Source organism: Bacteroides sp. An322 (genome assembly GCF_002161765.1).
In the GTDB taxonomy this organism is placed as follows: Bacteria; Bacteroidota; Bacteroidia; order Bacteroidales; family Bacteroidaceae; genus Phocaeicola; species Phocaeicola merdavium.
The window spans coordinates 15,832-29,595 of record NZ_NFIN01000020.1; the positions used below are offsets into that span (position 1 = coordinate 15,832).

Consider the following 13,764-nt stretch of genomic DNA (forward strand, 5'->3'; position numbering starts at 1 on the left):
AATTTATAGTTTTCTCACGCATTCTTTAAACTGGTCGCCTCGGTCTTCGTAGCTTTTGAAAAGGTCGAAACTTGCACAACAGGGACTGAGCAATACCGTTTCGCCATTCTTTGCCATACGGTAAGCAGCATCTACAGCATCTTTCATGCTTTGCACATCGGCAATAGGAAGTCCGAAACCATCGAAAAAGGCATGCAGTTTTTCATTATGCAAGCCTAAGAAGATAAGTCCGCAACATTTCTCCCTCACCAAATCAGCTATTTCATTGTAATCGTTTCCTTTGTCTTTTCCTCCTAAAATGAGGATAGTCTTGGTCTTCATGCTTTTCAGGGCATACCAGCACGAGTTGACATTGGTGGCTTTTGAGTCGTTAATATAATCTACTCCGCGCACCCGTGCCACTTTCTCCAATCGGTGTTCCACGCCTTTGAAGTCGCTCAACGCTTCACGGATGCAGCTTTTGCGAATGCCGGCAATGTTGGCGGAAATGCCAGCCGCCATGGAGTTGAATAAGTTATGCGTACCGGTAAGTGCCAGTTCTTCTTGTTCCATATTGAACTCGATAGGTTTAGTGAAATACACCTTATCTTGTTCTGTAAAAGCCGCCAATCCGTCTTCACGCTTCTCGGCAAAAGGATAATATTGCCCATGAATACCATATTTGTGCAGCTCTTCCCGGATAATAGGGTCATCGTTCCAGAAGATGAAAGCATCGTTATCGGTCTGGTTCTGGATGATGCGGAACTTGGCATCGATGTAGTTCTGCATCTTATAATCGTAGCGGTCTAAATGGTCGGGCGTGATGTTCATCAATACGGCGATATTGGCATGGAACTTATACATGTTATCCAATTGGAAACTGCTCAGTTCGATGACATAATAATCGTAATTACATTCTGCCACCTGATAAGCAAGGCTTTGCCCGATATTTCCGGCAAGTCCTACGTTCAGACCCGCTTTCTTAAAAATGTGATAAATAAGCGAAGTGGTAGTGGTTTTCCCGTTACTTCCGGTAATACAAATCATCTTGGCATTCGTATATCTGCCCGCGAATTCAATTTCGGAGATAATGGGCGTACCTTGCTCCTTCAGTTTCAGAATCATAGGTGCATTATTCGGAATACCCGGACTTTTAATCACCTCATCGGCATTCAGGATAAGCGATTCAGTGTGATGCCCTTCTTCCCAAGGAATGCCTCTCTCGTCAAGCATTGCCTTGTATTTGTCTTTGATAGACGACATGTCTGAAACAAAAGTATCAAACCCTTGCTTCTTTGCCAGTACAGCGGCACCCGTGCCACTCTCTCCAGCTCCTAAAATAACAATTCTCTTTGTCATTGTATGTATTTATCTAATCTTCAATGTAATAATCGTAATAGCTGCCAATACTATGGTTACAATCCAAAAGCGCACGGTAATTTTCGATTCATGGAATACGCTTTGCGGACTTGTTATCAAGTATTTGCACGTAGGGTCTAATTGCGCCACCGTAGTCCGGAAATGGTCATGGATAGGCGTGCGCTTGAAAATGCGCTGCTTCACCCCTTTCTTCTTCCCTTTTTGGAAATAGCGCACTTGCAGGATAACCGACAAGTTTTCGACCAAGAATACACCACACAAAATCGGGATAAGCAATTCCTTATGGATAATGATAGCAAATACGGCAATAATTCCTCCGATAGTCAGGCTTCCGGTATCGCCCATGAACACTTGGGCAGGGAAAGCGTTGTACCAAAGGAAACCGATTAACGCACCGATAAGTGCACAAATGAAAATAACCAGTTCCTCGCTTCCGGGGATATACATGATATTCAAGTAGCTGGCATATTCGATGTGGCTCGACACGTATGCCAATATGCCTAACGTGACTCCGATGATAGCAGAATTGCCCGCCGCCATTCCGTCCATACCGTCATTCAGATTAGCTCCGTTAGATACAGCGGTCACCACAAATATCGTAATGATGACAAACAAAATCCACCCCGCCGCTTGAGCGTGTTCGCCCATAAAGCCTACAATATCGGCATAATCAAGGTTATTGTTCTTAAAAAACGGGATAGTGGTTTTGGTGGATTTTTCGTCCTGACTTTTATGTACCACGTCTACTACATGCCCGTCACGTTGTATTTCTACATTCTCACGGATAACTACCTGAGGGCTTAAATAAAGGGTCAGACCGACTATCAACCCTAAGCCGACTTGTCCGATAATCTTGAACTTACCATGCAGTCCTTCTTTATCTTTACGGAATACCTTAATATAGTCGTCCAAAAATCCCAACGTGCCCAGCCAAACCGTAGTAATCAGCATCAATATCATGTAAATGTTATGAAGCTTACCCAATAAAAGGCACGGAATCAACACTGCCACAATGATGATGATGCCTCCCATGGTAGGCACTCCCGTCTTATTGACATTAAAGGGGTCGATAGACGCATCGCGTTGAGTCTCGGTGATTTGTTTCCGCTTCAGCAAGTTAATAAAATACTCCCCAAAGATAGCTGAAATGAGCAAGGATAAAATAACCGCCATTAAAGAGCGGAACGAGACATACCCGAACATCCGCGCTCCGGGGAAATCAAACTGTTCTAAGTAATGGAATAAATAGTATAGCATAACTTCCTCGGATTATTCGTTCGCAAATATCTCGTTTACAATCTCTTTATCATCGAAGTGATGTTTCACGCCTTTGATTTCCTGATAGTTCTCGTGTCCTTTTCCGGCTATCAGAATCACATCTTGGGGTTGAGCCAACATGCAGGCTGTACGGATTGCCTCTTTCCGGTCTACAATAGACAAAACATGCTTCATATCGTCCTTATCCAATCCGGCAAGCATATCATTCATGATGTCTTGCGGCTCCTCAAAACGCGGATTATCTGAGGTAATGACAACCTTATCGCTTTGTTTGACAGCTTCTTGTGCCATAAGCGGGCGTTTCCCTTTGTCCCGATTTCCACCTGCACCTACTACGGTTATCACTCTGCCTTGCCCGCGCAACACTTCGTGAATGGCATTCAAGACATTCACCAAAGCATCCGGTGTATGGGCATAGTCAACAATTGCGGTATATCCCTTACGTGAACGGAGTGCATCAAATCGTCCGGCTACAGGGCGCAAAGTACTTAATGCCAGCAATACATCTTCCGGTTGCTTTCCTAAAAGGCAAGCCGCTCCATATACGGCGAGCAAATTCGAAGCATTGAAGCGTCCGATAAACTGGACATTCACTTCCCGGTTGTTAATATCAAGCAACATGCCGTCAAATCCGTCTTCCAATACCTTTCCTTTAAAATCACAAAGCGTCCGCAAGGAGTAAGCCGCAATGCGGGCTTTGGTATTCTGTACCATGACTTTCCCGTTTTTATCATCAAGGTTAGTCAAGGCGAAAGCGGTTTTAGGCAAGTTATCGAAAAATGCCTTTTTGGCTTTCAGATAATTCTCGAAAGTCTTATGATAGTCCAAATGGTCGCGTGTGATGTTAGTGAAAATGCCTCCCGCAAAGCGCAAACCAGCTATACGATGTTGGGCTATGGCATGCGAACTCACCTCCATAAAGGCATATTTGCATCCTTCGTCCGCCATGCGCCCCAGCAAACGGTTAAGCGTAATAGGGTCGGGCGTGGTATGGTCGGCTGGGATGGCTTCGTCATCGATATAATTACATACGGTGGATAATAATCCCACTTTATAGCCGAACCGGCGGAACATCTTATATAATAAGGTAGCAATGGTTGTTTTCCCATTCGTTCCCGTTACACCAATCAAGTCCAGTTTCGATGTCGGGTCGCCATAGAAGACAGTAGCCAATTTCCCTACTGCCCCTTCAGTATCAGTAAGCCGGATATATGTCACGTCCTGTCGGATTTCTTCGGGGAGTTGTTCGCATACGATAGCGCACGCTCCGTTCTCAATTGCTTTTTGTATATAGGCGTGTCCGTCGGTTTGTGTGCCCTTTATAGCCACAAATAAACTTCCGGGCTTGCTCAAACGGGAATCGATTTGGATATCCATGATTTCCCGTTCCGCATCCCCGATGATTTCATTCACCGTAACGTTTTTGATAATTTCTGCTAATTTCATGTTGTGTTGCCTTTCTAATTTCTTAATGTAAGGGTAATGGTCTGCCCTTTCCGGAGGGTTGTGCCAGCCGGAATGCTTTGCTTGTTTACTCTGCCTATGCCCGACAAATGGACTTTCAAGCCATTGCTTTCCAATAGGTATAACGCATCTTTAGCTCCCATTCCCACTACATTGGGTACTAATTTATTGTTCAGTTTAGTCGTTTTCAAATTGGCATGTTGGGACGTACTTGTCGCTTTGCCCCAAATCGGTTCATTGGATGCAGGAATTATTCCGCTATTCCCCGGAATATCCAATGTCCGCAATACGTATGCCGCTTCTTCGATATCCCCGTCTTTGACTTTCGGAACAAATACGGCGGTAGAATCTTTGGCGTATGCCAAATCGCGGTACAAATGCTTAGCATAGATGCGTTCCGCAATGCGGCTGAAGACACTTCCCGCCTGCAAACCTCCGGAAGCCGGTCCGTGCGGAATCAAGATTGACACAATGCAGCTATATTTCGGGGCTTCCGAGGGGAAATATCCACAAAAGCTGACCTGATAGCTTACTCCTCCGGCACGGTATCCTGCAGTCCCTTGTGATATCTGGGCAGTACCCGTTTTACCGGCTACTGAGAACTGGGTACTTCCAGCAGGTTTTGCCAGTCCTTGCGATACGACTTTCCGCAGGATAGTGCGTATCATGGTGAGTGTCGTATCCGAACAAATCTTCGGATTGACAATTTCGGTCGGGAATTCCTGCAATACCTCCCCGTCCTTGGCAATGGCTTTCACAAACTTGGGTTTCACCATAACCCCGTCATTCGCTATAGCGTTGTAGAAGTTCAGGATATAAATGGGCGGGAACATGGTTTCGTATCCGATGCTCATCCAAGGCAAACTAGTACGGCTCCACACCGCACCTTTGACGTTTTTCCTTTCTTTCGGTCCCCATACCCGCGGGCTTGCTTCACCCACGAACCCTAAATGCAATGGAGTGTCTATGCTCATCCGCTTCAATCCGTCTACAAACTTTTGCGGGTCTTTCTTGTAGAATTTATCAATGATGCTCGATACGCCGACATTGGATGATACCTCCAAGATACGGGTTACGTCTATCGCCCCATATCCTCCTCTGTGCCAGTTCCAGTCTTTCATCCAGCTTCCATACATATTGACCATGCCGTTTCCGGTATCCACCACATAATCGGGCGTGATGTATTTATCCTCCAAAGCCACCATAATCGAAGCGGTCTTAAAGGTCGAACCGGGTTCCATGAGATTGCTCACGGCATTGTTGCGCATCTCGTAATAATGCCCATCATTGCCCCGTGTCATATTGACATTGGCTTTCACCTCGCCGGTTTTCACATCCATGACGACAGCTACACCCGATAAGGCTTCCAGATTGGTCAATTGGTCTACCAGAGCTTTCTCGGCTATATCTTGCATATCCACATCAATGGTCGTAATAATATCACATCCGTCTATGGGAGGTTGGTCTACAATATTCAAATATTTGTTCATCACTTTTTGGCGGTGTGTGACACCCTCCTTCCCTTTCAGGATAGAGTCGTAAGTCAGTTCCAAACCGTTCTTTGCCCCTTGCGCCATATCCGGGAACATATCTCCCAAAGTACGCATAGCCAATGAGCCGAATGGCTTTTTTCGCTGGTTGAACTTCTCTTCGTGCAAACCGCCTTGATTCGGGCTTAAGCAAAGCACGGGGAGTTGCTTTACCTGCTTGTATTGGATATACGAAATCCGCTTGGGATAAAGCAAGTAATGACGGCTCTTTTGGCGTCTCCCGCGCAAGATATGCTTGCGGAACTCTTGTGCGCTCTTGTCTGGAAATATCTCGTGTAAGCCTTGGCATATTTCCGTTAAGTGATTGGTGAGAAGCGTATCGCTTTTCTGATATCCTCCGGCACGGAAATCCATGTAAATCTTATATTCGGGCAAGCTGCTTGCCATGAGCTTTCCATCGGAAGAGATAATATTTCCGCGTGTAGGCGAAACCGTTACGTTTTCTTTAATGAAACGGTCGGCTACATCCTTCCAATATTGCCGTTCGGCGAACATAATGAATCCAGCCTTCACGATAATAAGCACCGCTAAGGTCAGCATAATCACTACAATAAACGTGTAGCGCAGCATGATATTTTTAATTCCCGGTATCATAATCTGTTATTTATCAGTTTTAATGACATACGGAGGGGTTGTAGCGGTCTGCAATCCCGTATTTTCGGTCTCCAGATATTCTTCGATGCGCGACTGGCGGCTTTTCTCTGTCAGTTCCGATGAAATGGTAAGGGCATCGTATTTAATGTCGGTCAATTCTTTCTTCAGCCGGTCTATCTCAATCAGTTCTTGCTGGCTGGTATAGCGGTTGTCGATGTATAAAATAGTCAAGATGACAATCAATATCACAAGATTGGTTTGCCTTCTGAGGAATTTATGAGCAAGAATATCCCCTCCCATTATGCTCTTGAACGTAATATGAGGTCGTTTGGGTTGTTCTGTATGTTCGTTGTTTGCCATATCTGTATTCAATTATCCGTTTTCCACTTTTTCTGCTATTCTCAGTTTCGCACTTCGCGAACGGGGGTTGCGGGCTATTTCGTCTTCGTTGGGCACAATCGGTTTTCCAACCGCACGCAAGGGAGCACGGAAATTGCCGAAAAAATCTTGTTCGACTTTCCCTTCGATATTTCCGGTTTTCATCATGTTCTTGACCATACGGTCTTCCAGCGAATGGTAAGTAATTACCGCCAGCCTTCCGCCCGGTTTGAGGACGCTTATCGCGGCTTGCAGCATTTCTTTCAAGGCATCCATTTCATGATTTACCTCGATGCGGAGTGCCTGGAATATCTTAGCCAATTCTTTTTTCTCGCGTTCTTTGGGACAATAAGGCTTTACAATATCTATCAAATCTCCCGTTAAGGCGATAGGCTTTTGCGCTCTCGCCTTTACCAATGCGGAGGCAAGGCGCCGGCTGTTCTTCATTTCGCCATAGAGATAGAAAATGTCCGCCAACCTGCTTTCGTCATAGGTGTTTACTACATCCGAGGCGGTCAGTTTAGCACGTTTGTTCATCCGCATATCCAATGGAGCGTCAAAGCGGAAAGAGAACCCACGGCTTGCATCATCCAGGTGATGCGAAGACACCCCTAAGTCTGCCAAAATGGCATCAGCTTGCTCCACGCCGTAATAACGCAGGAAATTGCGCAAGTACCTGAAATTGCTCCGCACGAAAGTAAAACGCTTGTCTTCCGGAGCGTTTTGCATGGCGTCCTCGTCCTGGTCGAAACCGAAAAGACGGCTTCCGTCATCCATACGCCGCAGGATTTCACGCGAATGCCCTCCCCCTCCGAAAGTGACATCAACATAGATGCCTTTTTCATGCAGGTTCATGCCGTCAACGCTTTCATTCAGCAGTACGGGAATATGGTATGTCTGAGTATCTTCGTTCATCGTTGTATGCTCCTTATTTTTCTGTCTTTTCACCTTATTATTCTATGAGGGGGTAAAATTACACATTTTAGGACAAATAGGATACAAGGTTTAGGAAAAATATTTGAAGAAGTTATCAACAGGTGTTGAATGGGTAAGTAAAAAGCGGTTTTCGACTTTAAAAGTTGCACACCGACACTTGTTCTTGTGCAGTTTTGTTGCGTTTTAATTTCGGTTTGCTATTTTTTTATGATTCTTGTTGCATTTTCTTGTGTCAGAATGAGCAACTTTCCAAAAGAAAAATTACATTTGCACAGAAATCTATAATAAGGCAATGGCAGATAATTCGATTTTTTTAATAGACATTGATAAAATCTTGAAGGAAAAGGCTGGGAAGAAGGCGAAATACGTCCCTCCATTTTTGGTGTCATACCTGAAACGCATTGTTCATCAGGATGAAATTAACGGGTTCCTGACTGGTGTGAAAGACAAGGTAGGGGTTGACTTTTTGGCTGCCTGTATGGATTTTCTGGATGTGAAACTGGAAGTGGAAGGGCTGGAGAATCTGCCCAAAGAAGGCTTGTGTACATTTGTGTCCAATCATCCGCTAGGCGGACAAGACGGGGTAGCCCTAGGATATGTGTTGGGGAAGCATTATGACGGGCGCATCAAGTATCTGGTAAACGACCTGTTGATGAACCTCCACGGGCTGGCTCCCTTGTGTATCCCAATTAACAAGACGGGGTCCCAATCGCGCGATTTCCCCCGCATGGTAGAAGCCGGATTCCGTTCGGATAGTCACATCATCATGTTTCCAGCCGGAATCTGTTCGCGCCGCCGGAATGGAGTGATTCAGGACTTGGATTGGAAAAAGGCGTTTGTAACTAAGAGCGTGGAAACCCAACGGGATGTGGTGCCCATTCATTTTGAAGGAAGAAACTCGAATTTCTTCTATAATCTGGCGAATATCTGTAAGTTCTTGGGGATACGCTTTAATATCGCGATGCTGTATTTGGCGGATGAAATGTTCAAGAACCGGCATAAGACCTTCAAGGTCACGATAGGAAAACCGATTCCTTGGCAGACCTTCAATAAGTCGAAGACACCTGCCGAATGGGCGGCATACGTACGGGACTTGGTATATAAATTGTAATCATTACACAAAAACATATATGAAAGAGATTATTGCACCGGTTGACCGGGAATTGCTGAAGTCGGAACTGACCCCTGATAAGCGGTTAAGATCGACGAACAAGAGCAACAACGAAATTTACATTGTAAATTGGAAGAACGCGCCGAACACATTGCAGGAAATCGGGCGTTTGCGTGAAATTGCTTTCCGTGCGGCAGGGGGAGGCACGGGAGAGCCCGTCGACCTGGACGAATATGACTTGATGGAAAATCCATACCAGCAACTGATTGTATGGAATCCCGAAGCTGAGGAGATTTTGGGAGGATACCGCTATTTGCTGGGTAATGAAGTGGAATTTGATGAACACGGACATCCGATACTTGCCACTGCCCACATGTTCAATTTCTCGGAAAAGTTCCTGAAAGAATACCTTCCTACCACTATCGAACTGGGACGTTCGTTCGTGACCCTCGAATACCAGTCGACACGGGCAGGCTCGAAAGGCTTGTTTGCCCTCGATAACTTATGGGACGGACTGGGTGCGCTCACGGTGGTGAAGCCGAACGTAAAATACCTCTTCGGCAAAATGACGATGTATCCCAACTACAGCCGTTTCGGACGCGATATGATTCTGTATTTCCTAAAAAAGCATTTCACGGATAAAGATAACCTGATTACGCCCATGGAACCGTTGAAAATAGAAACGGACGAGGCGGTATTGAAGGAAATCTTCTGCTACGATACATTCAAAGAAGACTATCGGGTACTGAACCGCGAGGTGCGCAAATTAGGTTATAACATCCCGCCATTGGTCAACGCTTACATGAGCCTCTCGCCTACGATGCGTATGTTCGGCACCGCTATCAACGATGGATTCGGCATGGTGGAGGAAACCGGCATCCTGATTGCGGTAGACGAGATATTAGAGGAAAAGCGTGTACGCCACATCGAATCTTACCTTCGCGAGCACCCCGAAGCATTGCAATTAACATCGGGAGCCAATCCGGTTGTATCCAAAGATACGGAGAAAGCCTGATAAATAACAGAGAAAGAAAGTGAGCCACCGCCCGCAAGCGGTGGTTTTTTTGTGCCTAACCCAATATCCAGTCCTCCCCTTCTCAGTCCTGCATAAATCCCACTAGGGTAGGACTGCAATCTTACCCGTATAAAATTGCAATCCTACCTATATGAAACAGCAATCCTACCCTAATGAGTTTGGCAATGCTATTTCTTTCGTCTTTTTTCAAAGCGTATTACATCTTCCGGCTTATTTTTATAAGAGATAAATCTGAAAGAATAAAGTCCATACTAAAGAAAATATAATAAGATTTGCCTTGTTTCAAGGCATTTTATATTTTTGTACTAAAATGATAATCACATAAAAAATGAACAAAACATATACATCAGCAAAACCATTTGTAAAGTGGGTAGGCGGGAAAACGCAACTTTTGGAAGACATCAAGCGTGCTTTGCCAACAGATTTCTCACAAAAGAAGGATATTATCTATGTGGAACCTTTTGTGGGAGGTGGTGCTGTGTTATTTTGGATATTACAGCAATTCCCCAATATTAAAAAGGCTATAATCAATGATATAAATCCCCATTTAATTACTACATATCGGGTTATTAAGGAATATCCTAATAAACTTATCGAACTATTGAAGTCTTTTCAAAGTGAATATATACCTTTAAATGAGGAAGAAAGGAAAAACTTCTATTTGAACAGGCGTGATATATACAACTCCTTTTCTTTGTCGGATATAGAAACTGCTGCATTATTCATTTTCTTGAATAGAACGTGTTTTAATGGCTTGTATAGAGTAAATTCCAAAGGAAAATTCAATGTCCCTCACGGAAGATATGCCAATCCTAAAATCTGCGATGAAGAAACTATTTGGGCTGATTCTCAGGTTTTACAAAATGTCGAAATATTATGTGGCGATTTTGCAGAGACGATAGCTTATGCTGCACCAAATGCATTGTTTTATTTCGATCCTCCATATAAGCCATTGAGCAAGACTTCTTCCTTTAACTCGTATGCGAAAGAGGAATTTGACGACGACGAACAAATAAGATTACGTGATTTTTGCCACCAAATATCAGCCCATAAAGCCAATTTCATTTTGAGCAATTCGGATGTAAAAGGCAAAGATGAAAATGATAATTTCTTTGATGAAATATATCATGCTTATAATATTCGAAGAGTAATGGCAACACGAATGGTCAATGCTAACCCGGATAAAAGAGGTAAGTTGTCAGAACTAATGATTTCTAATATCAATGTAAGTTATAGATGAGAAGTTATGAAAAGAGATTTTAATAACTGGCTTGCGCAATTTCGCACAAGTATTGCTAATTATCAATATTACACAGACTTTGATAAAGTCTTTGCTAATGTTGATGCCATTAAGGTAGAACTGAATATAATGAATTCCCTCATTGGCAGTAAGAATATCGAAGAAGAGTTTGATAAATTATTGACTACATATCCCAATATCTTGAAATGTATTCCTATCTTGATCGCCAAACGTGAGATGGATATTGAGACAATTGATGAAGAAGGCAGTTTCTGTTACAATTTCAAGAAAATGAATTATAGCATAGAGCAATACAAGACATTTATGCGCAAAACAGGCATATTTAACTTGCTTGAAAATCGCATCATAGGAAGTCTTGTTGATTATGTTACCGGTGTAGAAACAGGTCTTGACTCCAACGGAAGGAAAAACAGGGGCGGTCATTTGATGGAAAATCTTGTCGAGTCTTTTATCCAGAAAGCTGGCTTTGAAAAAGACACTACATACTTTAAAGAAATGTACATTCACGATATTGAAGAAAAATGGGATATTGACTTATCCGCCATATCCAATCAGGGGAAAGCTGAAAAACGATTCGATTTTGTTATAAAAACTCCTTCAATGATATATGGCATAGAAACAAATTTTTATGGAAGTAACGGTTCCAAGTTGAATGAAACGGCAAGAAGCTATAAAACCATTACATTGGAAACAAGAGACCTTGCAGATTTTACTTTTGTTTGGTTTACTGATGGACAAGGCTGGAATAGTGCCCGGCATAATTTGGAAGAGACTTTTGATGTATTGGAACATATCTACAATATCAATGACATGGAGAATGGAATTATCAGTAAAATAATGAAATAAATAATGGCAATGAAAAATATATATCAACATAGCATTAATTTAGAGAAAATCCGTATTGATAATGCAGATAAAGCAACTTTTGCGCAAAAACTCATCAATCTGCCTTATCGTGGATATGAGGTAGAAGAACTCTCTGATGGACGTAAGATTGTTATAACAAAACCTGGTGGTAAAACTGTATATGGGAGGCCTAAAAAGGAGGATTTTTTAGTCTTCATATATGATCCGAATAACGAGAATCTTTGGCAGATATCACACCAGCAAATTTTAAACGATATTCAAGGTAAGGTTCAAGAAAATAAGGCTGAAGCAAAGAAATTTTTGCTTTTAATGGAAAGAACTTATAATGGAGAAGAACCTGCTAATTTTATAAATGATATACGTGCATTACATTTTTCATCTGGTGAATCTCCCGAAGCTTTAATAAAAGCATATAAATGGATTTGGGGACAGGAGGATGTCAATTACCCCAATGGTGAAGGACGGTTAATGTCGTGGAAAACTTATCAAGAAATTATATCTTCTTTATGATTGTCCCTTATTTCCGTTCCCCCGACCGCACCTTCACCCTCCTCCACGGCGATTGCATCGAACTGTTGAAGCAATTCAGTTTCAAGTTCGACATGATATTTGCTGACCCGCCTTATTTCCTAAGTAATGGCGGAATAAGCGTGCAGAGCGGGAAAGTCGTATGCGTGGATAAAGGTGAATGGGACAAGGGCGGAACGCCGGAATACGTGGATTCGTTCAACAGGGCGTGGATAAAGGAATGTCGTGAGAAACTGAAAGATAACGGGACAATCTGGATTAGCGGGACCTACCACAATATTTTTTCCATTGCCAATATATTGACAGAATTGGGCTTCAAGATCTTGAATGTCGTAACATGGGCAAAGACCAATCCGCCGCCCAATATTTCCTGCCGTTATTTTACCTATTCCACGGAGTTCATCATTTGGGCACGGAAATCACCTAAAGTCCCTCATTGCTATAATTATGAAGTGATGAAGCAAATCAATGAAGATAAACAGATGACGGACGTTTGGCAACTGCCTGCCATTGCCCGATGGGAAAAATCATGCGGAAAACATCCCACACAGAAACCATTGTCTGTGTTGTCTCGCATTGTTTTGGCATCAACCCACAGCGGTGCGTGGATTCTTGACCCATTCACCGGAAGCAGTACCACAGGCATTGCAGCCAACTTATTGGGCAGACGTTTCTTGGGAATTGACAAAGAAGAAGAATATCTCATCCTTAGCCAAAACCGCAAGAAAGAGATAGAGCAAATATCAAACTTCACTCTTTTTCGCAAGAAGATTAAAGATATTGCACTTTTGGACAGGAAAAGACTGCTTTCAGTGAAAGAAGAAAATACTTTCAGTTATGATTTGCCATTTTGATAAGCGTTTTCATCTGATACGTTTCTTCAGGTAAATAACGGAGCAGACGATTAGCGAGTCTCTTTAAAAATAAATTGAGGAGAGAGTAGAAATGAAATTTTCATGTTTTCATCTCCAAAATGGGAAACGGATTGCCTTCGCTATCAAGTTCGTTGCGTTTGAATACCTTGAATCCCATTTGCTCGTAAAATTTTAGGGCATCGGGGTTCTGCTCATTGACATCCACGTATTCCACATCCAATTCACGAAACGCACGTAGCACCAACTCTTTACCCAACCCTTTTCGGAAATAATCAGGATGAAGGAAAAGCATTTCTATCTTATGCTCCTGTACGCCCATAAAACCTACGGACAACAAACCGTCTTGCACAACCCATAACGTTTCAATCTGCCGCAAGGCTTCCTCCGCTTGTGGAGTCAAAACACGGATATCTTCTTCGGTCAGGAAATGATGACTAGCTCGAACGGATGCTTGCCAAACGTCCAGCAAACGGCTGATTAACTCAGTATCCCTATTGTCTTTTTCAATTGAAATAATGCGTATCATG

13 protein-coding genes are annotated in these 13,764 nt (G+C 43.2%); 6 read left to right on the top strand and 7 right to left on the bottom strand.

The window, feature by feature from the left end; genetic code table 11:
* Window positions 1–3 precede the first annotated feature (3 nt).
* Genes murD through rsmH form a run of 6 tightly spaced genes read right to left on the bottom strand, consistent with a single transcriptional unit; the run spans window position 4 to window position 7,538 of the window.
* Window positions 4–1,338 carry a UDP-N-acetylmuramoyl-L-alanine--D-glutamate ligase gene (murD, locus tag B5F91_RS10795; protein ID WP_087429107.1) on the bottom strand — a complete coding sequence of 445 codons (1,335 nt, stop codon included), beginning with the start codon at window positions 1,336–1,338 and terminating at the stop codon, window positions 4–6.
* Window positions 1,339–1,347: 9 nt separating this feature from the next.
* Window positions 1,348–2,616 (bottom strand): phospho-N-acetylmuramoyl-pentapeptide-transferase, encoded by a 1,269-nt coding sequence (gene mraY, locus B5F91_RS10800; RefSeq protein ID WP_087429108.1) that lies wholly within the window; start codon window positions 2,614–2,616, stop codon window positions 1,348–1,350.
* Window positions 2,617–2,628: 12 nt separating this feature from the next.
* Window positions 2,629–4,083 (bottom strand): UDP-N-acetylmuramoyl-L-alanyl-D-glutamate--2,6-diaminopimelate ligase, encoded by a 1,455-nt coding sequence (locus B5F91_RS10805; protein ID WP_087429109.1) that lies wholly within the window; start codon window positions 4,081–4,083, stop codon window positions 2,629–2,631.
* Window positions 4,084–4,097: 14 nt separating this feature from the next.
* Window positions 4,098–6,245 (bottom strand): penicillin-binding protein, encoded by a 2,148-nt coding sequence (locus B5F91_RS10810; protein ID WP_204244684.1) that lies wholly within the window; start codon window positions 6,243–6,245, stop codon window positions 4,098–4,100.
* Window positions 6,246–6,251: 6 nt separating this feature from the next.
* Window positions 6,252–6,605 carry an FtsL-like putative cell division protein gene (locus tag B5F91_RS10815; protein WP_087429110.1) on the bottom strand — a complete coding sequence of 118 codons (354 nt, stop codon included), beginning with the start codon at window positions 6,603–6,605 and terminating at the stop codon, window positions 6,252–6,254.
* A 12-nt stretch (window positions 6,606–6,617) separates the two neighbouring features.
* The gene (rsmH, locus tag B5F91_RS10820) at window positions 6,618–7,538 is read right to left on the bottom strand and encodes a 16S rRNA (cytosine(1402)-N(4))-methyltransferase RsmH (protein WP_087429144.1); all 921 of its coding nucleotides are present in this window, start codon (window positions 7,536–7,538) and stop codon (window positions 6,618–6,620) included.
* A 313-nt stretch (window positions 7,539–7,851) separates the two neighbouring features.
* On the opposite strand from rsmH, the gene B5F91_RS10825 reads away from it, so the two are divergent.
* The 6 genes from B5F91_RS10825 (at window position 7,852) to B5F91_RS10850 (ending at window position 13,216) form a co-directional block, all read left to right on the top strand.
* Entirely contained in the window at window positions 7,852–8,670 is an 819-nt protein-coding gene (locus B5F91_RS10825; RefSeq protein ID WP_087429111.1) for a 1-acyl-sn-glycerol-3-phosphate acyltransferase, read from the top strand.
* A gap of 19 nt (window positions 8,671–8,689) precedes the next feature.
* Entirely contained in the window at window positions 8,690–9,685 is a 996-nt protein-coding gene (locus B5F91_RS10830) for a GNAT family N-acetyltransferase (protein ID WP_087429112.1), read from the top strand.
* Window positions 9,686–10,034: 349 nt separating this feature from the next.
* Window positions 10,035–10,946, top strand: coding sequence for a DNA adenine methylase (locus B5F91_RS10835; protein WP_087429113.1), 912 nt, complete (start codon window positions 10,035–10,037; stop codon window positions 10,944–10,946).
* A 6-nt stretch (window positions 10,947–10,952) separates the two neighbouring features.
* The gene (locus B5F91_RS10840; protein WP_087429114.1) at window positions 10,953–11,813 is read left to right on the top strand and encodes a type II restriction endonuclease; all 861 of its coding nucleotides are present in this window, start codon (window positions 10,953–10,955) and stop codon (window positions 11,811–11,813) included.
* Between the two features lie 9 nt (window positions 11,814–11,822).
* Window positions 11,823–12,344 (top strand): hypothetical protein, encoded by a 522-nt coding sequence (locus tag B5F91_RS10845; RefSeq protein ID WP_087429145.1) that lies wholly within the window; start codon window positions 11,823–11,825, stop codon window positions 12,342–12,344.
* A complete protein-coding gene (locus B5F91_RS10850; RefSeq protein WP_204244685.1) occupies window positions 12,341–13,216 on the top strand; it encodes a DNA methyltransferase in 876 nt (291 codons plus the stop codon). The genes B5F91_RS10845 and B5F91_RS10850 overlap by 4 nt, the downstream gene beginning before the upstream one ends.
* 100 nt (window positions 13,217–13,316) lie before the next feature.
* On the opposite strand, the gene B5F91_RS10855 is transcribed toward B5F91_RS10850, so the two are convergent.
* Window positions 13,317–13,763 carry a GNAT family N-acetyltransferase gene (locus tag B5F91_RS10855; protein WP_087429115.1) on the bottom strand — a complete coding sequence of 149 codons (447 nt, stop codon included), beginning with the start codon at window positions 13,761–13,763 and terminating at the stop codon, window positions 13,317–13,319.
* Between the last annotated feature and the right edge of the window lies 1 nt (window position 13,764).